This is a genomic window from Thermococcus gorgonarius, assembly GCF_002214385.1.
In the GTDB taxonomy this organism is placed as follows: Archaea; Methanobacteriota_B; Thermococci; order Thermococcales; family Thermococcaceae; genus Thermococcus; species Thermococcus gorgonarius.
The window spans coordinates 711,980-735,102 of record NZ_CP014855.1 but is presented as its reverse complement, the minus strand read 5'-3'; the positions used below and the strand labels follow the sequence as shown (position 1 = coordinate 735,102).

Below are 23,123 nucleotides of genomic sequence, written 5' to 3'. Positions count from 1 at the left end.
GTAGCTGTGAACAGATTTCGTGAGCATCTCCGCCTCGGGAACTACAGAGGTGCCTTTGCCGAGGCGATAAAGGAGAAGGATCCTCTGAAGAGAGTGAAGATGATATCGGAGATCATATCACGCTCTTACAGAGAGGAGTTTCTTCCGGCTCTTCTGGATTCCCTGTCGGCAATAACCTCACCGAAAGAGAGGGCCATTGCAGAATCTTACGTCGGGAAAGCATTCTACTCCCTTGAACTTGAGAAGGAGGGTGAAAAAAGCTTTGAAAAAGCCTTCGAATATCTACGCAGGATTTCCTCTCCCGTGAGCCAGGGTGAAGCTTTGATAGAGATCGGAAAGAATCTAGTTCTCTCTGGGAGATACAGCGATGGTCTCAGAGCATTCATGGACGCGTACGACCGCTTTCAGTCATCACGAGCCCTGTATTCAGAGATAGTCTCCAACTTAATTTTCCTGGCTAAAGCCGTAGAAGAGAGCGCCGAGGAAATACCCAACGAGATGGCTTTGGACTTCTATTTATTCGCCGTAACCATATATGATTCTCTGGGCTTTAAGCTTCAATCAAAAGAGATCAAAGAAAAAATGAAAATCGCGAAGGAAGTGTTCAGAAGGGGCTCAGCAGAGGTCATGGAACTTCTCGAGAAAGGTGAAGCCGATAAGGCTCTCCAGATGGCCCGTTTTCTCCCTCCCGGACAAAGGGCATTGGCCATGCTGAACGTTTCCTACTGGCTCTTCGTCCATGATATGAACGATCTGGCAAAGGTTGTTTTTGAAGATGCTGTCGAAACACTCCTGGTTGGAAAGTTCCCCATCAACGAAAAGGAGGTAGAGGCCCTGGCTTACAAGTTCCTGAGGCTTGGAAAAACAAAGGAAGCCCTTACACTGGCGGGCTTAATATCCGACAGCAGGCGGTTTTCAGAACTGATAGGGGAGATAGCTCTTTATCACGCGAGACGGGGAGATGTTGAAAGAGCGATGGAGCTGGCCAGAAGAATAGGCGATATACTTATTAAGGACAAAGTCATTAGTGAAATTGAGAGGGTAATATCAAAAGAAAATCTCGCGGACTGAATCCCAATCTCATTAAAGGTTTTCTTTTAAAGAGCCCTTTAATAAGCTTGGAGATAAAGCTTATAAATTGATGGTAAGCCTGAGTAAGAATGATGTCTAGGAGGAACGAGCATGATAGTGGAGAGCCTAGTAGAGTATGCGAGACGAGGGAGGGTTGACGTAGCCCTGAAATACCTGCGAGAGGAAGAAGACCCAATCATAAAGGCCGAGCTTCTATCGGAGATGCTAAAATCTGTCGAGAGAATTGAAGATTATCTCGTTGTAAAAAGAGAGTTGATTAAAACCGTAGACTATGCAAACGATAGAAAAGAGAGGGCCATACTTCTGTCCATAATAGGCGAGACCTTAATTTCGACAGGTGAAGAAACAGAAGGAGTAAAGTTTCTAAAAGAGGCAATAAAAACAGCCCAAAGGGTCCCAATCCCCCTGTGGCGAGCCGAGGCCCTAACAGGGGTGGGGATTAATCTGGCGAAGGCTGGCTTTTATGAGGATGCATACGACCTGTTTACCAAGGCCTTTGAGGCGCTTATCATTGCAAGAGAGAGCGGAACCAAGGAAGCAATACCCCTCGCCTCAAGGATAGCGAGATCTATCGTGGGAGCCGTTGATTTTGTCGACGATGGTCATTGGGCGATTCTCTTCTTCAGACTTGCGGCTGAGATATACGATTTTATAGGTTTAAGGTTCCCCGCGACATTGATCCGGGCAAAGGAGAGGATAATTGAGCGTGCGATTGACGGGGATCTTGTTTATCTCAGAAGGCTCCTTGCCGAGGACAGGATCGATGATGCGATACTTCTAACAAGGTATCTCCCCCTGGAATACCGGCCTCTTGGCCTTCTCGAGGTAGCATTCTGGCTATACTCAACGGATCATCCAGAACTCGCTAAACCCCTCTTTGATGAGGCCTACGAGACACTCCGCAGGATAAAGAGCGAGAAGGGCACCATAAATGAACTGGGGATATCCAGCATAGCAATCGACTTCGTAAAGCTAGGAAAACCTGAGCTGGCCTCTAAATTGGCTGGTCTCATAGATAGGGAAGACTTTCTCTCGGAGGTTCTCAGCAGGGTAGCCGTGGCCCATTATCGGTCAGGTGACGAGTTCCTGGCCAGGGCCATAGCCCACAATATACCCGACGAAAGCATTAAGAGGAAGACCCTCCAGCTGATTGGCGGTGAAGCTCATGTGGGATACGAGCAAGGACTACCGGTTGTTAGTGGCGGAGAAAAGCGTTGAACTGTTTCTAAAGACGATTGAAGGGGCGAAGTTTAAGGGCAAGTGGGACAAAAAGAAGGCTATAAAGCTTGCCAGGGAGATGATTCCCGAGATACAGGCCATGAGGTACAGCTACGTCGAGCCGAAAGATCTCATCGAGACGCCTCAGATGAAGGCTCTGAAGGAGAAGGCCATGGCAATAATCGAAGCCTTAGGCGGAGAGGACTGGCACCACAAGTTCCTCAGCAACGCCTCCAAGGAAGAAAGGGAGAAGGTAGAGGAGCAGGTGGCCAAGATAAAGTTCTTCCTCAACACTATTCTCAACCTGGATAAACGCCTTGCCCTCGGTAAGATAAACGATCCCGTCATAGCGGTCGACATAAAAGTTGGTGAGGTCATGAGCGTCGCCAAACATCCAAATGCAGACCGCTTGCTTGTCACAAACGTAAACATCGGCGATAGGGCCATAACAGTTGTCACCAACGACCTAACGGTTAAGGAAGGAAACCGTGTGGCAGTGGCCCTGCTACCGCCGGCAAACTTCAGGGGGATAGTCAGCGAGGGCATGTTCCTCGGCGCCGGAGAGGGAGTTTTAAAGGACGTTAAGGGAGAAATCGGCGGACTTCCAAAGGGGGTTCCGCTTGAGGCCTTCGTCGAGACGAGGAACCTCGTTGAGGCGTTTTTAAAAGGATGATCTTTCGCTTTTTGTTTAGATTTATTTACTGGATTATTCAATTACTCTTCTTTCTTTTGGCTTGTTCTCATTTGAAAAACTTGTGATTAAAAATAAATCAACACCTGAAGAAAAGGGAAGTATATTACTAATACAGAGAAGGAAAAACTTATAAGGAAAAATCGCACAACCAGTATTACACAACTGTTCCGGAGGTGAACCTCGTGAAGTGGAGGCTATTGTTGGCAGTCCTGTTAGGACTGCTTGTGGGTGGGATGGCCACTGGGAGTTCTTATATCCCGGTTCAAAAACCTATTTATCCTGCCCCACCCCAGGGGGCATTGACAAAAGTCTTCACAGGCCCCGATGCATCACTCCATGCCCATTCTTTCGTTAAGGGAAAAGAAGTTACTCTCGCTATAAACTTCAGCGCCATAAAAGATGCAACTTTTATTGGAATAGCCTTGAGGCCAATAGGCAATGGGGCGTACGCTCCTGCCTACTATGTAGTCCAGGGGGCTGAGCCCAATGACTATCCTCGTCTTCAGAGAAAGTTTGAAGAATTTGCAGAGACTCATTTTAGGACCCAGGTTTCAAATATTAAGATTGCCTCAGCTATTGAACCCAATGTAAACTGGAACTATGCTGGCTCAATAGACTGGGTGACTTCAACATCATCTTTATTCGGTCAAAAAGGTGTCCTCGAGCTCAAGGGTTTTTATTATTACTACCCTATAGATTCTAATACAATCGAGTACTACGCCAAAACAAGGGTTCGTGGGGATGTTTCATCCTCAGATGTTGCCCTCAAGGATCTACGTTTACGCGTGAGCACAGGGGGAACATACGAGGCACTCGAAGATTTTCTCCCTGATGGGCATATGGGTCCAATGACCAGCTATTCCGAGGCCATAACGGTGGAACTGGATTCAGAGAAGACCGCCCAGATAAGTGCAAGTGCAGGCTACTCAGTGAATACAAACGATGGATACTACTTTAGGATGGATACACATACACTGGATCCAAACAACTACGTGGACTTTCATGCATACGATTTTAAGAAGGACGTGCCCTGGCTGCCAGATCCCCCAGCGTTTGGTATGCCTTTCTTCTTTGAGAGCGCCGTAACAATGAAGGTCAAATCCCCCACCAACAACGCCTGCTACTTCGGCATCTTTAACTACGACGCAAGCGCCGAGTTTTATGTGATAAACACTTGGCTCCTCGGTATGCCCGTAACCTTCCCACCCTACCTGGTGACGGCCCCCAAGGACATAAAAATATCGGTATTCGTTTATCCACCTCATACCGTGTTCCACAGTTAGATTCTTTTTTCATTTTGATTCAGCACTCAAGATCGTCATCATCCTTTCGTCAGCATCGCCGAGCTCATCATACCAATCTCAACTCGTGGCGAAGGCTTAAATTCTCTCTTTTGAGACTCATCGAAACGTTAAACTTTTAAACTAACCCTCTCCTTTTTCGTCCATGAACGGGACAGTGCTTGGAGTGGTTGCCGCTCTTGCATCTGCGTTCTGCTGGGCAACGGCTACAATATTGGTAAAGGTCGGGATGAGATCCAAAAGCCCTGTAGCTGTCAACGTAATCCGTCTCTACCTAGTTTCCCTGATGTATCTGACCGTTCTCATTCCGACGGGAAGAGTAATGGAAATAATCAATTCAAGCCTCCTCTATCTTGCCGTTGCTTTTATCTCGGCTCAGTTCGGCTTTGTTATAGGCGATTACTTTTACTTCAATGCCCTTCACAGGATGGGCGTTTCAAGGACTGTTCCCATTACCTCCACTTACCCCCTGTGGACAGTCCTGTGGGCATCGATTTTCCTGGGGAGGAGGATAGGCCTTGAGGTCTATCTGGGAGCTCTACTGATAGTCCTGGCTATTATCATAGTTCGGAAGGCCGAGGAAGAAGAACATGCGGATCCCAGAGGTTTTATTTACGCTTTACTCGCCCCTGTTTCCTGGAGCATAGCCATAACTATGATGGACTGGCTTACCGGACACTTCAACTCCCTGACGCTGGCCGGCCTCAGGATGTTTTCCGGGGCCATAGGTGTTTCGGTCTTTCTCCCTGCCTACAAAGATGAGATTCTCAACACAAACCTGAGAGAACTTGCGGTACTTGCGGGAGCAGCCTTCAGCGGCCTCTTCCTCGGTCAGTTTCTCTTCGTCTATTCAACTCAGAGTGTTGGCTCCCAGGTCTCGGCCCCGGTTTCGGCAATAAACCCCCTTCTAACGTCCCTCATGGCAGTGATCTTCCTGAAGGAAACGCCAAACAGGAGAATATTCGAAGGGCTTGCACTGGCAATCGTTGGAATCCTCCTGGTTTCGATGGGCTGATCCATTTCCATAACTCTTTTAACCTTTCGAGCGCTCTTTCAAGCGGTGGTCATCATGGTCGCTATCATAGTCCACGGCGGTGCCGGCACAATAAGAAAAGAGGAGAGGATTCCGAAAGTCATTGAGGGTGTTAGAGAGGCCGTTCTTGCCGGCTGGCGCGAGCTGAAGCGCGGTTCTGCCTTAGATGCCGTCGAGGAAGCGGTGAAAGCCCTCGAAGACAACCCCCTCTTCAACGCCGGAACCGGGAGCGTTCTAACCCTCGACGGAAAGGTGGAGATGGACGCTGCCATAATGCGCGGGAAAACGCTGGAAGCCGGCGCCGTTGCCGGAATCTGGGGTGTTAAAAACCCGATAAGCGTCGCCAGAAAGGTCATGGAGAAGACCGACCATGTGCTCTTAATCGGTGAAGGTGCCGTAAAGTTCGCCCGTCTTCTCGGCTTTGAGGAGTACGACCCAGTAACAGAAGAGAGACTAAAGCAGTGGGAAGAGCTCAGGAAAAAGCTCCTTGAGAAGGGAGAAACCAAGCACTGGAAGAAGCTCAACGAGCTGATAAAGGAGTACCCAGAGGTTCTGAGGAGCACTGTCGGTGCGGTGGCCTTCGACGGTGAAGAAGTGGTTGCCGGAACCTCAACGGGCGGCGTCTTCCTCAAGATGTTCGGCAGGGTCGGAGACACGCCAATAATCGGCGGCGGAACCTACGCCAACGAAGTGGCCGGAGCCTCCTGCACAGGTCTCGGTGAAGTGGCAATAAAGCTCGCCTTGGCAAAGAGCGCAACCGACTTTGTCAGGCTCGGGATGGACGCCCAGGCCGCGAGCGAAGCGGCGATAAGCCTCGCCACCAGATACTTTGGCCCGGACACGATGGGCATCATCATGGTTGATTCAAAGGGCAACGTCGGCTTCGCCAAGAACACGAAGCACATGAGCTACGCATTCATGAAAGACGGTATGAACGAGCCGGAGGCTGGGGTTTAGTGGATAACAGCTTTAGAAACATCTGGCTCCTCAACCTGTCGACCTTCTTTTTCTTCCTGGGCATAAGCTCAGTCAATCCCATAGTATCTCCATTCTCGATGACTCTCGGCGCAAGCCCCTTCCTTGTCGGAACGCTTGCGGGCGTAACCTCGGTGGTCTCCCTGATCTCAAAGCCGGTTGGAGGTCTAGTTGGGGACAGAGGTTATCGTCTTGAGGCCATGATCCTTGGAAACCTCCTCAGCCTTGTTTCCGGTGTCCTCTACGTTGTTTCAGCTTTAACGGGCAGCATCTGGCTCTTTGCATTCAGCCGTGCACTCCACGGCTTCTCGATGGGAATATTTTTTCCTTCAAGCCTCTCGACGGCAGTTGACCTCGCCCCGGTCGGAAGGGTCGGTGAGACCCTCGGGTGGCGCGGCATGATGTTCTCCCTTGGCAACATCATCGGCCCCGCCCTCGGCGGCTATGCCTCCGACTACCTCGGCTTCGCCGGTGCGTTCTTCCTTGTGGTCATTTTCTCGGCGGTTGGGGCGCTCTTTGTGGTTCCAGTGAGAAAAGACGTTGGGAGAACTCTCGTACCTGTGGAGAAGAGCGAGGAAGCCAACTACTCCGAACTTCTCAGGCCATACTTTGTGGCGGCGTCGGTGGCCCTTCTCTTCTTTGCGGCCTCCTATTCTGGCGTGACCACCTTTCTCCCCGCCCTCTACAAGGAGCTCTCCTACCCCCAGAGGGTCTTCGGGACGTACATGATGGTCATCGGGGTAGCGAGCTTTGTCACCAGGTTGATTGGGGGCAGGAGCGCCGACAGGATGGGGCCGATACCCGTCTCCGCGGCGGGCCTCCTCACGGTTATAACCGGCTACATGCTCCTCATCAGGTTCACAACTCCCCCGGCTTCCTACGCGAGCGCGGTTCTCATAGGTGCTGGCTTCGGCCTGGCAGTTCCGGCGATGCAGCTCATGGCCCTCGGAAACCTGCCCCAAAGGATAAGAACGATGGGTTCGAGCGTCTACACGATGTTCTTTGACCTTGGAACCATGGGTGGTCAGTTCGCCCTCGGCTATGCCGCGGAAAGTCTCGGCTATGATGGAATCCTTAGGTTCCTACCCGCTTTGACGGGGGTAGCCCTTTTAATACTGGCCGTGACGTACTTCGAGGGGGATAAAAATGGTTGAGATGATCAGGGTTTCATACGGAACGGCAGTCGCGATGGGTCTAAGAAGGGGAAAGACGCTCGCCAGACCGACTACGGCTTACCTCATGACGTACTGGCCTGGAAGGTGCATCAACGACTGCTCTTTCTGTGCCCAGGCCCGATCAAGTAAAGCCCCCCTGGAAAAGCTTTCTCGAGTCCTTTGGCCTGTTTTTAAGCTTGATGATGTCGTCGAAGGCCTTCAAAGAGAAAAATTCGCAAGGATCTGCCTCCAAACCGTAGATTATCCAGGGATGATAGGGGATGTAAAGGAAATCCTTGGGAGGTTTTCTGTCCTCAGCATGCCGATCTCGATATCAATAACCCCTGTGGATCACGAAACCCTTGAGGAGTTCAAATCGATGGGAGTTGATTACGTTGGTGTTGGGCTTGATGCGGCAAGCGAGAGGGTTTTTAAAGCGGTAAAACCCGGCCTTTCATGGAGAGAGGTATGGGACTTCGCTGAGAGAGTTGTGGAAGTCCTCGGCCGTGGACGGGCATTTGTTCACGTTATAGTGGGCCTCGGCGAAACCGATAAAGAGTTAGTTGAAACTTTTTTGCGCGTGAAAGAAATCGGGGGGAACGTTTCTCTTTTTGCGTTTACGCCGATAAAGGGAACCAAACTCGAAAACCTCAGCCCTCCAAGTCTGACAAGGTACAGAAGAATACAGCTGGCCCAATATCTTGTCGAAAAAGGTATGGAAGACGCCATAGTGTTTGACGGTGAATGGATCAAAGGCTTCGACCTTTCCAGAGAAGACCTAAAAAAGATTCCCCCAGCGGTCTTTATGACCCGTGGCTGTCCCGGATGCAATAGGCCCTACTACAACGAGAGACCGGGGAAAGAACCCTACAACTACCCCTTCCCCCCAGAGGGAGAAAGATTCAAAGAAGCCCTAAAGCTCAGTCTTTGAACAGATCCAGAGCTTCGTTCATTTCTTTGACTGGAAAACTGGTCTCAACGGGCTCTCCCCTGGCGACCCTAACCATGGCCTCCAGGAAGGAGCTCAAGAGTTCGTCGTCCTTAACTAGGGCCCTTACGCTCTCCATGTTCTCTGCCAGGTCTTCTTTTCTCCCGGCTTCCTTTGTTATGAAGAGAATGTTTCCGAGTCGCTTAAAGCCGAGGCGGAAGAGGTCGTTGTTGGAAGCGTAATATATGGCCCTAAAGGCACACTTAACCGCTCCGCGGTAGTTGTCTTCCTGAAGGAATATTTCAGCCAGCCTAAAGCAGGCCTCAAAGTAGAGCTCTGGTTCTTCCTCCATGCTCTCGTGGAGGATCTCATCAAGCTTCTTCTTGGCCGTTTCCAGGTCGTTCCTGTTCTCAGCCTCTATGGCCTCACGGAATAGCTTTGCTATTCTCTCCCTCCTGTTGAGGGGTTCGTACTTAATTACCATTCTCCTCCCCCCTGCTTTCCCTCCAGGCTGATTCGAACTCGGGCCACACCTCACTGAATTCCCTTCTAACACCCCATCTTCTCCCAAACGCATTCAGCAGAACGCTTACGTCTCTTTTCAACAGCTCGTAGCTCTCCGGATAGGCGGTGCTGATGTACTGGGCCCAGTCAATTATGAGTATATCTCCTTCCTTTGTCAGGACTATGTTGAACTCGCTCATGTCGGAGTGGACTATCCCAAAGCGGACTATCTTCAAGTACTCATCAAGCACTTTATCGAGTATTTCCGCCGCCTCTTCCTTTGTCAAGTCTGTATCCCTCAGCTCGGCGAGTTCCTTTCCCTCAACGAACTCCATAACAACCACATGCCGGTTCCATGCTATTGGCCTCGGGACCTTGGCTATCGGGCTCAGCAGAACCAATGCCTCGTGCTCCTTTTTTGCTATGAGCCTTGAAACGTAGAGCCAGCTCGTGTGATGTTTATCGTAGAAGATGTGCCTGTGGTACGCTGCCTTTCTGGAAGCCGTCCTGCCCCCAATCCTGTTGAACTTTACCGCGACCTTCTCCCCGGATGGGGTTATACCGACGTAGACGTCCGCATCCTTACCGACTCCGATTTGGGTTGTGCTTATGGCCTCTATGACCCCTTTCTTTGCCAAGGCTCTTATTGCCAGGGCGTCGTAGCCGTGTATCGTCAGCTGGTAGCCTATGTAACCTATGTCGCTCCTCCTTACAACGAGGCCCCAGTTGTCGAGCTTTCCAAGGCGGAAAGATGCCGTCTCAACGTCAACCCTAGCGAAGCGCGCTATATCCTCCAGGGGCACCCAGCGGTGGTGGCGCATGTTGAGCTCTACTCCCCTCAGTATCCTGAAGTCGAGGTCGCGGAGGTTTGGGTAAGCGTCAAGAGCCAACAGTTTGCTGACCATCTCTCTCCCGGAGTGTCCTACTCACCAGGATTTATAAAAGTAGTTACTTGCAACAGATTTTTAAACGCTCAGTTATCAATCGAAACCATGCGAAAAAGGCTCCTTGCACTGCTCAGCCTGGGCTGGATATTCAACTACGCTCACAGGATGGCCATTCCACCGCTGATACCCATGATAAGGGCAGAGCTCGGAATAAACAACGCAGAAGCCGGCCTGCTGATGACTGCACTCCTCTTGCCCTATGCCCTTGTCCAGGTTCCGGCTGGCTACCTCGGAGACAGGCTTGGAAGGAAGCGCCTCCTCGTGATGAGTATCATAGGCTACTCACTTTCTTCGGCCCTCATCGTATTTGCAAGGCAGTACTGGGAGTTCCTCGCCGTCAGAGCCCTCTATGGGCTCTTCTCCGGCTTCTACTACGCCCCTGCAACAGCCTTAATAATCGAGGTCTACCGCGAGAGGAAGGGCCCCGCTCTCGGAGTCTTTATGATTGGCCCACCGGTCGGAACCGGGATAGCGCCCCTCATCGTCGTCCCAATAGCCCTATCCCTTCAGTGGCGTTACGCCTTCGCAGTTCTCTCAGCTATGAGTCTTCTCGTCGGCCTCGCCCTCATCTTCACCGTGCGCGGTGAAGTCTCAAAGCCGCAGAGGGCTTCCTTCTCAATACCCGGGAATGTTTTCCTTCTCAGCGCGGCTAATTTCGTTGTTCTCGCCGCTTTTTTCGGCCTGCTGACGTTTCTGGTGTCATTCCTCGTGGATTCCGGAGTCTCGATCGAGAGTGCTTCCGCCCTCTTCTCCCTGCTTTCAGCGATAGGCGTAGCTGGCTCTCTGGTCGGCGGTGGCCTCTACGACAGGATAGGGAAAGGGAGCATCCCGGCGGTCTTTGGCCTCAACGCCGTTCTCACGTTCATTCTTGCAATAACTGCATCTCCATGGGTTGTTATTCCCCTGGGCCTGACGTTCTACTCCGTCGGCGCCATAGTGACCGCTTACACCTCGGAGAAGGCCACCCCGGAGAACCTTGGCTCCGTGATGGGCTTCGTCAATATGGTGGGCTTCTTTGGAGCGACGGTGGGGCCGTACCTCCTCGGCCTGCTTATCGACAGATTCGGCTATGAGAGGGCGTTTCTAGCTGTTCCAGCGATGTATCTGCTCGCGTGGATTCTCATAAAGCTGGAAGACTTAGCAGAAGGGAGGAAAGAGAAGGAAGGCATCAGCCGTACATGACCTCGTGCATCGCTATTGCCTGCGCGAGCCTCTTCTCAGAGCCGAGAACCTTTTCCACGGCCTTAAGGAAGTCGTCCTGGGTTACGTACGTCCTCCTGTCCCTGATTGCGAACATTCCCGCCTCCGTCGCTATTGCCTTCAGGTCGGCACCGCTCGCCCCCTCAGTAAGCTCCGCTATAATGTGCAGGTCTACGTCCTTGAGGTTCATCTTCCTCGTGTGGACCTTGAGTATCTCAAGCCTTCCGCGGAAGTCTGGGAGTGGAACCTCTATCAGTCTGTCAAACCTTCCCGGCCTCAGCAGAGCAGGGTCAAGTATGTCCGGCCTGTTGGTTGCCGCTATGACCTTGACGTTTCCGCGCGGGTCAAAGCCGTCCATCTCCGCTAAGAGTTGCATTAGCGTCCTGTTTACTTCCCTCTCGCCGCCGGTGGTTTCGTCCATCCTCTTCGCGCCTATCGCGTCAATCTCGTCTATGAAGATTATCGTCGGTGCCTTCTCCTTCGCCAGCTCAAAGAGCTCGTGAACCAAGCGGGCACCCTCGCCTATGAACTTCCTGACGAGCTCGCTGCCGACGACGCGGATGAAGGTGGCGTTGACGTGGTTTGCCACTGCCTTTGCCATCAGGGTCTTTCCACAGCCTGGCGGGCCGTAGAGGAGGACTCCTTTCGGCGGCTCTATTCCGACCTTCTCAAAGAGCTCTGGGTGCTTGAGGGGAAGTTCAATGGCCTCTCTGAGTTCTTGGAGCTGCTTTTCCAGGCCGCCTATGTCATTGTAGGTAACCTTGGGTCTCTCTATTACCTCGAAGCCGAGAACGCTCGGGTCCTTCTCGCTCGGTAGGAGCTCAACTATTGCCATGGTCCTCTGGTCCAGGGCAACCCTTGAGCCGGGTTTGAGCTTGTCCCTCTCTATCCAGGGGGCTATTCTCACCACAAAGCGCGGTCCGTTGTAGTTCTGGACTATTGCCCTCTCGTCGTCAAGGACCTCTATCACGTTGCCCGCAAAAGCCGGTGGCTGTCTGAGCCTCGACATCTCCATCCTGAGCCTTGAGAGTTCTCTTTCAAGTCTCTCCTTATCTGCCTCGAGGGTTCTCACTTGGAGCTCAAGCTGTCTAATCCTCCTCTTCAGGAAGGTGACGTAGTCATCGTAATTAACTTCCCCACCCTTTACTTCGTCAAAACTTCCCATGTTCTCACCTAAGTTAAGTTCATCCTGGGGTCTTTTTAACTCTATCCCTATCGAGCCCAAGTCACTGGAGCACGCCAGCAATTCTGGACATTGCCCATGTTTTAACGTCCTCGTCCAGGATGTCGTTGATTATCTCCATTGCCTCGCTTATCCTCCCTTCTCTGGCCAACTTAAGCGCCACCTCGGCCTGTATCTTTGACCTGCTTGCCAGATCCGTTATGTACTCGGCTATCCTGAGGGCGTCTTCAACTTTCCCGATGTTGAGGAAGTCAAAGGCCATCCCCATCAGAACCTTGGTGGAGTCATCCCCCGGCAGATCAGTTGCCGAGTTAATAGCCTTTTCAAGAACTTCCCGATAGTTCCCATTGTTTTCGGCAAGTTTAAGGGCTATTCTGGCATAGGCCATCGTCCTCACTTTATCGTTGGGTATTTCATCGGCCATTTTTATTGCGTCCTCGTACTTTCCAGAAGAGATCAGCTTCATCACGGCATCATAAAGGGCGCGAGAGCGGTACCAGACCTGCATGTTGATCCCCAGAAATATTGGGTGGAACTCAATTTAAACTTCCCGGTTGGCTGCCCGAAGGATTAAAAGCCCAAAGGTCAACTTGAACCGGGGTTGAGAGATGAAGAGTGAAGTGTGGAAGTACATCAGCCTAATGCTCGTCTTGATCCTCGGTGTTTTCGTAACTTCCACTGCCCTTCTTTACCTCCAAAACCAGAGCATCGGAAGTTACACACCACCTCAATGTAACCGCACGGTCACCATTATGAATCAGACACACGAGGAATGGTACAAGGCCAGGATAGCGGAACTTGAGGCGCAGCTGAAAGCAATCGAGCTCAAGAGAAATGTTACAGGCGAGAACGTCAGCATAGCGGTTGTTCCTATATTCGGCATCATTACCGAGGAAACTGCCCTAGAAGTCGTTCCAACGCTTGAAAAGCTGGCCAAAGACGACTCAATAGGCGGAATTCTCCTGTGGATAGAGAGCCCTGGTGGAGACGTGGGGGCGGTAAGGGAGATATACAACGAAGTTCTCATCCTCAAGGCAAGAAAACCCGTTGTGGCTTACACCGGCGGAATAGCGGCGTCTGGAGGGTACTATATAGCCGTGGCCAGCGATGAGATCGTAGCAGACCCCCTGGCAGAAGTGGGCAGCATAGGGGTCATATACGTCCACTACAATCTGGAGAAGAACTATGCCCAAAACGGAATTGACGTTGAAGTTTTCAAAACCGGCCCCCACAAAGATATGGGCGGGGAGTGGAGAGGCCTAACACCCGAGGAAAAGGAGATGATATGGAACCAAATTCAGTCCTACTTTAGAAGCTTTCTGGACGCGGTAAGCTTCGGGAGGAACATGACAGAGGAAGAAGTTAAAAAATTCGCCAGCGGAAGAACGTGGTTTGCCGTCAACGTCACAGGAAGCCTCGTCGATTCAACCGGAAACTTTCAGACGGCAGTTGAAGAACTCGAAAAGCTTATGGGCGTTAGAGAGGCAGAAATAAGAGTGTACGACTCGCCCACAGGAAGCTATTCCATCGGCCCAATTGGGAGTACCGCCCTCTACCTTGATCCCCGCTACCTAAAGCCCCTGCTCGGGTGATGGGCATGCTGTGCGAGGAAAAACTTGAGGTGTTCGAAAACGGTTTCGATGACGGAAAGTCCAACCTCAGGGTGGAGTTTTATGGGAGGGACGCAAGAAAGATTCTCCTGGCAATAATCAGGGAGCTCTACCTTCCAGACTACGGATCGGAATACGTCTATCCATTCGAGTGCGCCAAGGAGTTCTGGGGAATCCCGCTCGAACCCGAGGAGATCACGGAGGAGGAGTTTAAACCGAATCCTGTCAAGTTCATAACGCAGAGCATAATGGACAGGCTGGAAAAAGCTGTGAATGACATCGGGGCGCCGGTGGAGGCCAACATTAAAGAGGCCGAAGTTCACAGGCTCAAAAGGGGCCTGCTTGCACTTGGGAAGAATTTTGTGCTTGACGAGGGCAGAAAAGTCCTGTTCGTCTTTAACAAGCCTTCGGCCAGAGGGCTGATACTAAAATACCTGGGGATGCTCGATGAGGACTGAAACGGCTGTTTGGGCAGGTATTTCGATAGTGATCCTCTACCTTGTTTGGAAAGTAGTCCAGCCCCTCGTTTCGCCGATAATAATAGCCCTCGCCCTAGTTTACGTTACCTATCCCCTCCACAGCAAGATGTCCAAAAAAATCGGAGAGAAAAAATCCGCCATGATCCTGACGGGATTTTTAACTGTGCTGTCCTTTCTCTTCATTCTTGGCTTTGTTCTGTGGGTGTCGGACGTTAAACAGCAGCTCGTAAACTACCTGGGGATGTTTTTCAACTGGCTTCAGTCCGTTACCGTATCATCCCAAACGGTGAACGAAGCTCTGACTGAAATAACAAAGGGGATTGAAGCCAGACTGGAGACCTACATTGCCAGCTACACCTACTCAATCCCAAAGCTTTCTCTCGAGGTGTTCGTCCTTGTATTCGTCTACTACGGCAGTCTAATAAACGCCCACGCTATAGCGGAGGGAATATACTCGCTTATCCCCTCTGAGAACGAAGAGTTCATAATGCGCCTCATAGATGCGACAAAAAGCACCCTGGACACACTCCTTAAAAGCTGGCTTACCCTCAGCGTTATCAAAGGTTCCCTCACAGCCCTGGGCTTCTGGGGGTTTGGAATAGCTCCAGTGAGCGGCGCCATTGCCCTGGGAATCCTCGTCGTTCTCCTGGAGCTCTTACCCTTCCTGGGAGGATGGATGGTCTGGCTCCCGGGGGCGATCTACGTAGGCAGAGAATCCCTGGGGCTTGGAATTATCTTCGCGATCTATGGGGCACTCTTCATCTCCCCCGTTCCGGACATGGTTCTTGCGCCAAAGATAACCATGAGAAGGAGGGGTCTCAACGCTTTGATCTCCCTAGTCGGTATCTTCGGCGGTCTCTGGGCGTTCGGCCTAGTCGGGGTTATTCTCGGGCCAGTCTCCCTGGGACTTTTAGTGACCCTTTTGGAGGAGTGGAGGAGCATGGTTGAAAAAGACAACTCCACCAGGGGTGTGTCATCGGATGCTGATTGAGACCCCCAAGAGAATCCACATGGGTATAATCGACCCAACGGGGGAACTGGGAAGAAAGTTTGGAGGAATGGGCGTAGCCGTTGAAGGCGGCTACAGGATAAGGGTGACTCCGTCGAGTTCTCTCAGAATAGAGGCCGGTAATGAGGATCGGGAGACAATAGAATGGGCTATCAAAAAGATGAACTCCAAATTTGAAACGGGGACGTCTTACCGTATAGAGGTTCTCAGATCAATTCCACGACACCGCGGCCTTGGCTCAACGACTCAATTGTCCCTGGCCGTGGGAGTGGCCATCTCAAGGCTGACGGGACTAAAGCTGAGCGTTGAAGAAATAGCGGAAGCATTGGGCAGGGGAAAGAACAGCGGGGTTGGCATTTACGCCTTCAAGGTGGGCGGCTTCGTTGTTGACGGCGGCGTGAAGAACGGGCTTCCGCCGCTTATAGTGAGGCATGAGTTCCCGGAGGAGTGGGCCCTTCTCCTGATAACACCCCATCTCCGGCCCGGCTTTGATGAGAGGGAGGAAGAGCCGATAATGGAATCAACGAAAGGCGATCCCAAAGCCGCAATGGAAATAAGCAGAACGCTGATCATGGGCCTGTTGCCCGCACTGGTGGAAAGGAACATAGCGGAGTTTGGAAAGCATCTGACGGCAATACAGAGGCTCGTTGGCAGGCACTTCAGCGAACACCAGGGTGGGGAATTCCGGGAGGATGTAAAGCTGATACTGGACTTCCTCTCCAGGGAAACCTACGGTTATGGCCAGAGCAGCTGGGGACCGACCGTCTACGGGTTGATCCACAGGGAAGATGGTGAGGAGCTCGCTTCCAGGGCCAGGGACTACCTGAAGGAGCACGGAATTGAGGGCACAGTTGAGATCGGAGTCCCGAGGAACAGGGGAGCAGAGATCATCCAGGAGAGCTCGTTCATAGAGCGGATCATAAAGGAGGCCGGGAAATGACCTTGGACAGGTTTCTGAAGGTAAGCTATCGCGAAGACAGGGAGAAAATTAAGAAGCTTGAGGGTACCCTAAGGAAGCTCGGAGTTGGGTGTGCAAGAACCGTGGAAGAGAAAGTTGACCTCCAGTTCGACGCCCTGAAAAACCTCCACGAGAACCTTGGAGACGACGAGCTCTTTTTGAAGCTCGTTGTGGCAAACTCCATAGTGAGCTACCAGCTGAGCGGAAAGGGCGAAGACTGGTGGTGGGAGTTCTCTAGGTACTTCTCAGAGAACCCGCCGGGAGAAGAAATAGCCAAAGCTTATGCCCTCTTTCTTCCCAACTCTCAGACCAACAGAAGGCTCACCGCCGGGAAGGTGAAGAGGCTCCAAAAGCTTGAGCCCTTCTTGGATCGGCTAACCCTGGAAGACCTCCGGTACTACTTCAGGGACATGAAAGGGCTCAGAGATGATCTGGCTAAGGCCATGAACGCAAAGAGGGACGCTAAAACGATAGTCTTTGCCATCAAGATGTTTGGCTACGCCGGAAGAATAGCGTTCGGCGAGTTCATTCCCTATCCAATGGAGATAGAGATCCCTGAGGACGTCCGAATAAAGGCCTATACAGAGCGGTTTACAAACGAGCCTCCAGTAAGCTTTTGGAAGAAGATAGCGGAGAAAACCGGAATTCCTCCCCTCCACATAGACTCGATCCTGTGGCCCGTTCTCGGCGGGAAGAGGGAAGTTGTTGAGAGACTGAAAAAGCACTGCGGAGAAAAGGCCGGGAAAGTACTAAAGCTGAGGGAGCTCTGAGAGGTGGTCCTGTTCCACAGCGATTCGGGAAGGGCATCAGGAGAAAGGTGATCCCTCTCTCGCTAATGGTGTTCCTAGATTCAAACCATATAAGTTATTAAACCACCCAACAGCCCCTAAGTCGTCGAAACACCTTTAAACTGTTAAGACATAATAAGATCTCGAGGGGGTCGCTCAAGAACAGGCCAATGAAACAAGGGGCTTCACGTCACCACTCTACCCACATTGAAGCTACTAGGCGTCCTCGAAAGACTATCAGTGAACTAAGAACCCCTAAATGGCCCCCCCCAAGAGTAGCCTGTTTCGGCAAAAAAGTTTTAAGGTGAAATTGTTAGTATAAGATGCCCAAACGGGTGCAGACAGGAGGTGGTAAGAGATGGAGAAGAGGAACGCAGTGATAGCCTCAGTACTGGTGTTGGTGGCTCTAGCAGCCATGGTGAACGCCGCTGCATTCGCCTACAGGTGGATGCAGGGCACGGTTACCGTAGCCCCAGCTGATCAGGCGGCTGGAGCTGCGTGCGTGGGCTTCTACAGCTCAAAGGCCCAGGACGGTATAAGTCCAACATATCTGCCAGAGGCGGGCACCAACTTCGATGCAAATACGTATGGAAACAATAACATCAGCGTTACAACCGGTGACTCGGTGTGCCAGTGGACTGACGGAGTCAACACGTACAATCTCTACGAGAGCATATCCGCGGAATTCAACTTGACGGTTGGCAGCTGGTACATCAAGGACTTCTATGGCTTTGGATACTCCAATGCTACTAGCGGCGGTCCAGTCACCGTGTGGATAAAGGTTGAGACGCCCGTGAGCGGAGTGCAGAACGCGACTCTCATACTATACAATGCTACGGATGGCACCCAGGTTGGTAAATTGGATCTGACGACTTCATCAAATACATCGGTAACCCTCAACCCGGGCGAAGCACTGCAGATAGACCTGCTCTTCGACACTAACACCACTGGTACATACCCATTCCAGGTCGGATTCTACGCCAACCAGCAGTCCAGCGAGCCACCGAGGTGACCCCAGTCAGAGTGAGCCGATCTGAACGAGTTTTGAACCCATCTTTTATTTTTATTATTATGAAAAAGCGCATTGATTGTTGCCAGCTCAGCGGAGGTCTGTGGAATGAATAAAGCGATGGCAAGGGAAACGCTATTGTACGCCGTGCTTGTTCTTCTGCTCGTCTTACCTATGTTACTCCAGGTAGTCTTGGGCTCGGTATTCACATACAGGTGGATGGATTCAACAGCAACTGTCTCACCGCCGGTGGTCAGACTCGCTGATCCGGGGAGCCCTAATGTAACCGTTAGCCTCTACAACTACGGAACAGCTGGAGACGTCTACGCAAACGCCACCATAGACCTGGTTCTCGAGAAGAGGAGTGCAATATTCTTCGACACCTTCGACACGAGTCCCATAGGTACAAGGCTAATCGTTCCCAGGGAGCCGAAAGAATGTCGTGATAAGTGGGGCTATGACACCAACGCTGGAGCGGTCAGTATCAAAGTAAATGGAATTAAGGCTGAATGCATAGCCTACGCAAACATAGACGTATCCCAGTACGCTAAAGAAGGGAGAACCGTGTATGTGGCGTTCCTTGTGTGGAGGGGCACCCTTAATGGTCCGGGAAGCCAGACCAACAGATTTGACTCCGTATATTTTAACACTACTCGAAGAACATATTATAACATTGGGTGGGAAGGCACCCTACAATCTGGTAGAAACGGTGAAACCGTAAACTCGATTATACAGTACTCCGCATCCACACAGCTGAATACCACCTCTCTCGGGACAAGTTATGTCACCGAGGAAAACTACCTGACTTACGTAGCTTCGGAGGTCAATTTCTCTTCTTGGAGGGCCATCCACTGGTTCAACGGGAGCATCCAAACCTCGGTAACGATACCGCCTACCTATAGAATTTATATAGATAGAGTTGGCATAGGCTACTGGATAAGTAAGGGCGATTGGAAAGGCAACGTCTACTTCGATAACCTCGTCGTAACCGTTGACGCGCCTCCATGGGAGATATATGTGACCGGGCTTCCGGCTGGCTGGGAAGTTGTTTTGAAGAACAGTACTGGCGGAGAGGTCTCCCGGGCTGTGGCCGACTCCAGTGGTGTGGCGGTTCTCGACGCTTACCCGCCACCCTATGTGGATGTTGACCTGAATACAGGGAACCCGAACTTCAGGGACGGCTTCATATTCCCAAACGCGACGATCGAGGTTTACGACGAGCTGGGCAACCTCGTGCGGAGCAAAACCTTCAACGAAGTTGTCGGGGGCGACGTGTACCGCATAGGCTTCAGCGGCAACCTGCTGCGCGTAGACTCAACCCTTGCTGGAGACAGCTTCGAGGCCAGGCTCGTGCTGGTTAATACGAACTGCTCGTCGGTTCCTTGGTGGCTTTACCTCTACCTCGTCAATGCGTCGAACCACTACTCCACACCGATAAATATAACCAAAGGCCAGATCTACAGCGGTGAGACGAGTGTTGTGGTGATGACCCCTGGAAGCGACGGAGTTGCTGGATACGTCTACGGGCGCGCATTGGTACCTTCGGGCTATGTCTGCGAAGTAGATGTGGAACTGAGGTACAGCTTCAGCGGCTGGGCTACCTACGGGTCCCTAAAGGCCAAGCTTTTATTCAGGGGGTAACAATAATGAGTAAGAGTGGAAATTCGAAGATGCGTCGCATCTCTTTAGCGGTGCTGGTTCTTATTGTGGTGCTCTTTCTCGGAAAGACATTGAGGCTCCCAGTGGCGCTCTTCGTGGCTTCGAGCGGCTCCATGGAGCCCTGGGCCGAGACCGGGAGCATAGTGCTCGGCGTCGCAACCTACGTCAAGAGTTTTGGAGCGGGGGACGTTGTTCTGTGGTGCTGGGATCCTCTGAGAAGTGCCTGCATCCTCGGGAGAGTCCAGACCGTGGTGCAAAACTTCGTAACTCTGAAAGGCGACTCCAATCCGGTCCCAACAACCCCTCTCGATGGTTCTAAGGTATCATATGTAGCCGTTGCCGCCGTGAGCCCCCGCATCTGGATCCCGGTGTTTATTGTTGCTCTGGGTGTTCTGGCTTATTTCTCTCTCCGCAACCGAAATGGGGATAACAATAATAACAATAACAGAGTGAACAATATAAACAGCTCTAAGAACGGGATGAAAGCTAATCAACGCCTGTACGCCGTCTTCGCCATGCTCCTCGTCGTGAACTTCCTGGCCACGGGGGCCATGTACATCGACAACACAAGGCCGTTTTATGCAACGCCCCGGGCGGCCCTATCCGAATCGCGTCTAGACCTGGAGAGGGGCGTGTACGCATTTGTAGTCGAGACACCTGGATTCCGGCCCCTGAACGCCAGCTGCGTATCCGAAGGCTTCACCCTTGAAACGTCCGTTGTATCCTTGAGCAGCTCCAGGATTGCTGTCGAGGCTAAGTTGCCCCGGGGCCTCTTCGAGACCCTCTGGAACAGATCCTATGGCCGCGCGCTCTTCACGTCGTTCCCGGCCAGAATCGAAGAGCACTTCGTGGTCAAATGCACTCTGCAGTACGACAGAGGTCAGCTCATCGGTAGCCACGTGGCTTCATTCACGTGGGCCGACCCCTCCTTCGAAGTAAACGGGTCGAAGCTCGTGGTGAACAACAGTAACCCTCTGCCCCTCAGCCTCCTGGTCGAGCTTTACTCCCCAGGCACAGGGATCATCTCCAGAACTGTGGAGGCGCCCCCAGCGACGGTGCAGGTGGTAGACCTATCCCAGCTCGCGCCCAAGGCCGGTGTCTACAGGTTGAGGGTGTACTACGACTTCCTTGGTGCTAGGAGGGGGTGGGGAACGGATGTCAGGATCGGCTGAGCTCAAACCTATACGCCCGGTGAGCAGGAAGCTTAAAGCCCTTTTCATAGTTGCATCTCTGGTGTCTGCCGCACTCTCACTACTCGTAGTGGCGGCGGTCTTCACCCCGATTGCCGTGTACAGGGGGTATGTAGCTGACGGCACCGTCTCGCTTGTCCGGAGCAGCCTCAAAGTCTACAGTGCTCCAGCAATCCTCAGGCCGTTGGAGAGCTTACGGATGGTTTCGGTACCCCTCATAGCCCTCTCCCTCGCCTCAGTAATCCTCAGTATTAGAGCCGCAATCGGGTTTCTGAGAGCAAGGCCAAGGGAAGTGAAGGGTGCATTCCACGGGAATCCAGTCTACGACTACCTCAGACACGTCGAGACCCTTGTTCTGGCATCGGCAGCGGCGGTGTTGTCCTTCACCCTCCTAATAGCTTTGGTGAGGGTTACGGTCGGTGACATACTCCCGGCAATACCTTTGGGGAGCTGCATAGAGACGCAGGCAGGGAGGCTCTGCCTGAACAGTACAGAGGTATCGTTCAGCTGGGTCCACAGAATCTACTTCTACCGGGGAATCCTGGTCTTAGCAGTCCCCACAATAATCCTGCTCCTAACCGCCATCACGGCTCTGCTCACGATTAGAAGTCTCGACCGCTACCTCAAGTACGTTCAAAGCGTAAAGGAGAACGCAAGCAATCTGCACACCGCAGACCAGGCACCGGATCAAACAAGTTGAACCCATCTATACACCCTCAAGCTCTCTCTGCACCTTTTGGAATTCGACCCCTCTGGAGTGAAGATATTCCAAATAGTTTATCTCGACCCCAGTGATTAGACCTGTGTCCTCTCTGGCTTCTCTGCGGCCTCAAACCCAATTCTACTGGAAACATCAATCCCCTGAACACCATATCAACATTGCACAATCCTACGATCCTCAGATCTCTGCCTTATTCTTGCAACCTTCACGTTTTCTGAAGCCAAGCGCTTCGTCTCTTTTAACTCACGGTGCTGATTTCAAACAGCCACCTGAGAAGGCAAAGATTTTTATACTACAGATGATAGTTCGGGATGGAATAGCGGGGGGTGTCAAATTTGATGTGGGGTTTCAAACTGGAGTTTAAAAAGAGCCTCAGGACAAAGAAGTTCTGGGCGATTCTGCTTATAATGCTCCTGCTCTACATACCAGTTCTGTATGCAATAAAGACCGTGCAGCCTTATGGGAGGGAACTTGAAGCGTCTGAGATAATAGCGGGGTTGATATCAGTAACTCTATCGCTGGTGAAGTTCTTCATAACCATACTGGCCATAATGCTCGGCGCAACTGCCATCAACGCTGAGATAACCGAGGGGACGCTTAGAATAGCCATGAGCAAACCGATCAGCAGGCTGGGGTACATAGTGGGAAAATTTATGGGACACGTTGTGGCGCTTTTCATAGCCATCCTGGCTGCAATAGTAGTTACTTTGGCTGGAATAGCTCTGATGGGGATTGACATAACCTCTGCTCTTATTTCGGACGTCGTTCTTCTGAATCTAGCCATCCTACTGGCCATGATGGAGTTCCTGGCGTTGGGCTACATAGTGTCCCTTTTCGTTAGGTCGACATCGACCGCAATAGGCGTTGCAATAACCCTGCTCTTCCTGGTATCTCTCATGAGTCCAATACTGGTCGAATACTTTGCCCATTCCAAGGCCGAAGAACTGACCAAGGAAAAGTTTGGTCCTGACTGGGAGAGAGAAAGCTTTTCCAGCTACGGAAACGGGGAATCACCATATGAATACATGAACATGCAGTACGACAGACTGGTCAGGGAATACAAGAGGAAATACTTACTCTTCGATCCAATAACTCAGCTCAACTTCCTCCTGGGCAACTTAACCAAAAAGACCCACATGATTGTAATCAACGAGACCTATTACCCCATGAAAAAGGAGGGGCTAGCCATTGTCGCCGACTATGATCATCCAATCAAGAGTGAGGTAACCAACGTTACCGGTGAAGGGCCCTGCCAGGGGGCAGACTTTGAAGGTGGCAGTAGATCGGAGTTCGTAAACGGGACGCACGTTAAAGTTGAGTACACGAAACGTTGCTATACCATTGAGAGCTACCAGGGAGTTGGCTACTCGATCAAGAAAAACCTCGACAGACTTGGGGTCATGATAGCGGTCCTCCTCCTTTACCTTGGCATAGGCTTCTACCGCTTCCTCCGCATGGACCTGAGGTGATG

Annotated in this window: 23 protein-coding genes; 19 read left to right on the top strand and 4 right to left on the bottom strand. The window is 51.7% G+C overall.

All coding sequences use genetic code 11. The features are described from left to right. Window positions 1–6: 6 nt before the first annotated feature. From A3K92_RS04165 to A3K92_RS04130, 8 genes are all read left to right on the top strand, one after another. Window positions 7–1,071 carry a hypothetical protein gene (locus A3K92_RS04165; protein WP_088885064.1) on the top strand — a complete coding sequence of 355 codons (1,065 nt, stop codon included), beginning with the start codon at window positions 7–9 and terminating at the stop codon, window positions 1,069–1,071. Between the two features lie 111 nt (window positions 1,072–1,182). Beyond that, window positions 1,183–2,310, top strand: coding sequence for a hypothetical protein (locus A3K92_RS04160; protein ID WP_088885063.1), 1,128 nt, complete (start codon window positions 1,183–1,185; stop codon window positions 2,308–2,310). Continuing rightward, a complete protein-coding gene (locus A3K92_RS04155; RefSeq protein WP_088885062.1) occupies window positions 2,258–2,983 on the top strand; it encodes a tRNA-binding protein in 726 nt (241 codons plus the stop codon). Before A3K92_RS04160 ends, A3K92_RS04155 begins: the two co-directional genes overlap by 53 nt. A gap of 203 nt (window positions 2,984–3,186) precedes the next feature. Further along, window positions 3,187–4,287: a hypothetical protein gene (locus A3K92_RS04150; RefSeq protein WP_088885061.1), complete on the top strand. Its 1,101-nt coding sequence runs from the start codon at window positions 3,187–3,189 to the stop codon at window positions 4,285–4,287. Window positions 4,288–4,450: 163 nt separating this feature from the next. Continuing rightward, window positions 4,451–5,320, top strand: coding sequence for a DMT family transporter (locus A3K92_RS04145; protein ID WP_088885060.1), 870 nt, complete (start codon window positions 4,451–4,453; stop codon window positions 5,318–5,320). A 54-nt stretch (window positions 5,321–5,374) separates the two neighbouring features. Next, window positions 5,375–6,295 carry an isoaspartyl peptidase/L-asparaginase family protein gene (locus A3K92_RS04140; RefSeq protein ID WP_088885059.1) on the top strand — a complete coding sequence of 307 codons (921 nt, stop codon included), beginning with the start codon at window positions 5,375–5,377 and terminating at the stop codon, window positions 6,293–6,295. Then, window positions 6,295–7,467 carry an MFS transporter gene (locus A3K92_RS04135; RefSeq protein ID WP_088885058.1) on the top strand — a complete coding sequence of 391 codons (1,173 nt, stop codon included), beginning with the start codon at window positions 6,295–6,297 and terminating at the stop codon, window positions 7,465–7,467. Before A3K92_RS04140 ends, A3K92_RS04135 begins: the two co-directional genes overlap by 1 nt. Continuing rightward, window positions 7,460–8,398: a radical SAM protein gene (locus A3K92_RS04130; RefSeq protein WP_088885057.1), complete on the top strand. Its 939-nt coding sequence runs from the start codon at window positions 7,460–7,462 to the stop codon at window positions 8,396–8,398. Before A3K92_RS04135 ends, A3K92_RS04130 begins: the two co-directional genes overlap by 8 nt. Here the strand turns inward: A3K92_RS04130 and A3K92_RS04125 are convergent. Both A3K92_RS04125 and A3K92_RS04120 read right to left on the bottom strand, forming a co-directional pair. Next, entirely contained in the window at window positions 8,388–8,879 is a 492-nt protein-coding gene (locus A3K92_RS04125; RefSeq protein WP_088885056.1) for a hypothetical protein, read from the bottom strand. The two genes, A3K92_RS04130 and A3K92_RS04125, sit on opposite strands and share 11 nt — an antisense overlap. Further along, window positions 8,869–9,804 carry a serine/threonine-protein kinase RIO2 gene (locus A3K92_RS04120; RefSeq protein WP_088885055.1) on the bottom strand — a complete coding sequence of 312 codons (936 nt, stop codon included), beginning with the start codon at window positions 9,802–9,804 and terminating at the stop codon, window positions 8,869–8,871. Before A3K92_RS04120 ends, A3K92_RS04125 begins: the two co-directional genes overlap by 11 nt. Before the next feature lie 87 nt (window positions 9,805–9,891). Here A3K92_RS04120 and A3K92_RS04115 point away from each other — a divergent pair, with 87 nt between their 5' ends. Then, complete coding sequence (locus tag A3K92_RS04115) at window positions 9,892–11,028, top strand: MFS transporter (RefSeq protein WP_088885054.1); 1,137 nt, start codon at window positions 9,892–9,894, stop codon at window positions 11,026–11,028. Here A3K92_RS04115 and A3K92_RS04110 read toward each other — a convergent pair. Both A3K92_RS04110 and A3K92_RS04105 read right to left on the bottom strand, forming a co-directional pair. Next, window positions 11,015–12,211 (bottom strand): proteasome-activating nucleotidase, encoded by a 1,197-nt coding sequence (locus A3K92_RS04110; RefSeq protein ID WP_088885053.1) that lies wholly within the window; start codon window positions 12,209–12,211, stop codon window positions 11,015–11,017. The two genes, A3K92_RS04115 and A3K92_RS04110, sit on opposite strands and share 14 nt — an antisense overlap. A 61-nt stretch (window positions 12,212–12,272) precedes the next feature. Continuing rightward, on the bottom strand, window positions 12,273–12,737 hold the full coding sequence (locus A3K92_RS04105; RefSeq protein WP_088885052.1) for a hypothetical protein: 465 nt from the start codon (window positions 12,735–12,737) through the stop codon (window positions 12,273–12,275). Between the two features lie 100 nt (window positions 12,738–12,837). Between A3K92_RS04105 and sppA the strand changes: the two genes are divergently transcribed. The 10 genes from sppA to A3K92_RS04055 all read left to right on the top strand — a co-directional run bounded on the left by sppA (window position 12,838) and on the right by A3K92_RS04055 (window position 23,121). Beyond that, window positions 12,838–13,821: a signal peptide peptidase SppA gene (sppA, locus tag A3K92_RS04100; protein ID WP_088885051.1), complete on the top strand. Its 984-nt coding sequence runs from the start codon at window positions 12,838–12,840 to the stop codon at window positions 13,819–13,821. Window positions 13,822–13,826: 5 nt separating this feature from the next. Then, on the top strand, window positions 13,827–14,297 hold the full coding sequence (locus tag A3K92_RS04095) for a PH1570 family protein (RefSeq protein ID WP_088885050.1): 471 nt from the start codon (window positions 13,827–13,829) through the stop codon (window positions 14,295–14,297). Continuing rightward, window positions 14,287–15,309, top strand: coding sequence for an AI-2E family transporter (locus A3K92_RS04090; RefSeq protein WP_088885049.1), 1,023 nt, complete (start codon window positions 14,287–14,289; stop codon window positions 15,307–15,309). The genes A3K92_RS04095 and A3K92_RS04090 overlap by 11 nt, the downstream gene beginning before the upstream one ends. Further along, the gene (locus tag A3K92_RS04085; RefSeq protein ID WP_088885048.1) at window positions 15,299–16,267 is read left to right on the top strand and encodes a beta-ribofuranosylaminobenzene 5'-phosphate synthase family protein; all 969 of its coding nucleotides are present in this window, start codon (window positions 15,299–15,301) and stop codon (window positions 16,265–16,267) included. Before A3K92_RS04090 ends, A3K92_RS04085 begins: the two co-directional genes overlap by 11 nt. Further along, a complete protein-coding gene (locus tag A3K92_RS04080) occupies window positions 16,264–17,055 on the top strand; it encodes an N-glycosylase/DNA lyase (protein WP_088885047.1) in 792 nt (263 codons plus the stop codon). Before A3K92_RS04085 ends, A3K92_RS04080 begins: the two co-directional genes overlap by 4 nt. Window positions 17,056–17,431: 376 nt before the next feature. Continuing rightward, window positions 17,432–18,085, top strand: a complete 654-nt coding sequence (locus tag A3K92_RS04075) for a hypothetical protein (RefSeq protein ID WP_088885046.1) — start codon at window positions 17,432–17,434, stop codon at window positions 18,083–18,085. A gap of 105 nt (window positions 18,086–18,190) precedes the next feature. Further along, window positions 18,191–19,723, top strand: a complete 1,533-nt coding sequence (locus tag A3K92_RS04070) for a hypothetical protein (protein ID WP_088885045.1) — start codon at window positions 18,191–18,193, stop codon at window positions 19,721–19,723. A gap of 5 nt (window positions 19,724–19,728) precedes the next feature. Continuing rightward, window positions 19,729–20,913, top strand: coding sequence for a S24/S26 family peptidase (locus tag A3K92_RS04065; protein ID WP_088885044.1), 1,185 nt, complete (start codon window positions 19,729–19,731; stop codon window positions 20,911–20,913). A 217-nt stretch (window positions 20,914–21,130) separates the two neighbouring features. Beyond that, on the top strand, window positions 21,131–21,631 hold the full coding sequence (locus A3K92_RS04060) for a hypothetical protein (protein WP_157722423.1): 501 nt from the start codon (window positions 21,131–21,133) through the stop codon (window positions 21,629–21,631). Between the two features lie 359 nt (window positions 21,632–21,990). Then, window positions 21,991–23,121, top strand: coding sequence for an ABC transporter permease subunit (locus A3K92_RS04055; RefSeq protein ID WP_088885042.1), 1,131 nt, complete (start codon window positions 21,991–21,993; stop codon window positions 23,119–23,121). Window positions 23,122–23,123: the final 2 nt, after the last annotated feature.

Excerpts from the sequence above, each read along its gene's own strand:
- A3K92_RS04160 (WP_088885063.1), top strand. The coding sequence starts at position 1,183 with ATGATAGTGGAGAGCCTAGTAGAGTATGCGAGACGAGGGAGGGTTGAC.
- A3K92_RS04155 (WP_088885062.1), top strand. The coding sequence starts at position 2,258 with ATGTGGGATACGAGCAAGGACTACCGGTTGTTAGTGGCGGAGAAAAGC.
- A3K92_RS04145 (WP_088885060.1), top strand. The coding sequence starts at position 4,451 with ATGAACGGGACAGTGCTTGGAGTGGTTGCCGCTCTTGCATCTGCGTTC.
- A3K92_RS04140 (WP_088885059.1), top strand. The coding sequence starts at position 5,375 with ATGGTCGCTATCATAGTCCACGGCGGTGCCGGCACAATAAGAAAAGAG.
- A3K92_RS04130 (WP_088885057.1), top strand. The coding sequence starts at position 7,460 with ATGGTTGAGATGATCAGGGTTTCATACGGAACGGCAGTCGCGATGGGT.
- A3K92_RS04125 (WP_088885056.1), bottom strand. The coding sequence starts at position 8,879 with ATGGTAATTAAGTACGAACCCCTCAACAGGAGGGAGAGAATAGCAAAG.
- A3K92_RS04120 (WP_088885055.1), bottom strand. The coding sequence starts at position 9,804 with ATGGTCAGCAAACTGTTGGCTCTTGACGCTTACCCAAACCTCCGCGAC.
- A3K92_RS04115 (WP_088885054.1), top strand. The coding sequence starts at position 9,892 with ATGCGAAAAAGGCTCCTTGCACTGCTCAGCCTGGGCTGGATATTCAAC.
- A3K92_RS04110 (WP_088885053.1), bottom strand. The coding sequence starts at position 12,211 with ATGGGAAGTTTTGACGAAGTAAAGGGTGGGGAAGTTAATTACGATGAC.
- A3K92_RS04105 (WP_088885052.1), bottom strand. The coding sequence starts at position 12,737 with ATGCAGGTCTGGTACCGCTCTCGCGCCCTTTATGATGCCGTGATGAAG.
- sppA (WP_088885051.1), top strand. The coding sequence starts at position 12,838 with ATGAAGAGTGAAGTGTGGAAGTACATCAGCCTAATGCTCGTCTTGATC.
- A3K92_RS04095 (WP_088885050.1), top strand. The coding sequence starts at position 13,827 with ATGCTGTGCGAGGAAAAACTTGAGGTGTTCGAAAACGGTTTCGATGAC.
- A3K92_RS04090 (WP_088885049.1), top strand. The coding sequence starts at position 14,287 with ATGAGGACTGAAACGGCTGTTTGGGCAGGTATTTCGATAGTGATCCTC.
- A3K92_RS04085 (WP_088885048.1), top strand. The coding sequence starts at position 15,299 with ATGCTGATTGAGACCCCCAAGAGAATCCACATGGGTATAATCGACCCA.
- A3K92_RS04080 (WP_088885047.1), top strand. The coding sequence starts at position 16,264 with ATGACCTTGGACAGGTTTCTGAAGGTAAGCTATCGCGAAGACAGGGAG.
- A3K92_RS04075 (WP_088885046.1), top strand. The coding sequence starts at position 17,432 with ATGGAGAAGAGGAACGCAGTGATAGCCTCAGTACTGGTGTTGGTGGCT.
- A3K92_RS04070 (WP_088885045.1), top strand. The coding sequence starts at position 18,191 with ATGAATAAAGCGATGGCAAGGGAAACGCTATTGTACGCCGTGCTTGTT.
- A3K92_RS04065 (WP_088885044.1), top strand. The coding sequence starts at position 19,729 with ATGAGTAAGAGTGGAAATTCGAAGATGCGTCGCATCTCTTTAGCGGTG.
- A3K92_RS04060 (WP_157722423.1), top strand. The coding sequence starts at position 21,131 with ATGGTTTCGGTACCCCTCATAGCCCTCTCCCTCGCCTCAGTAATCCTC.
- A3K92_RS04055 (WP_088885042.1), top strand. The coding sequence starts at position 21,991 with ATGTGGGGTTTCAAACTGGAGTTTAAAAAGAGCCTCAGGACAAAGAAG.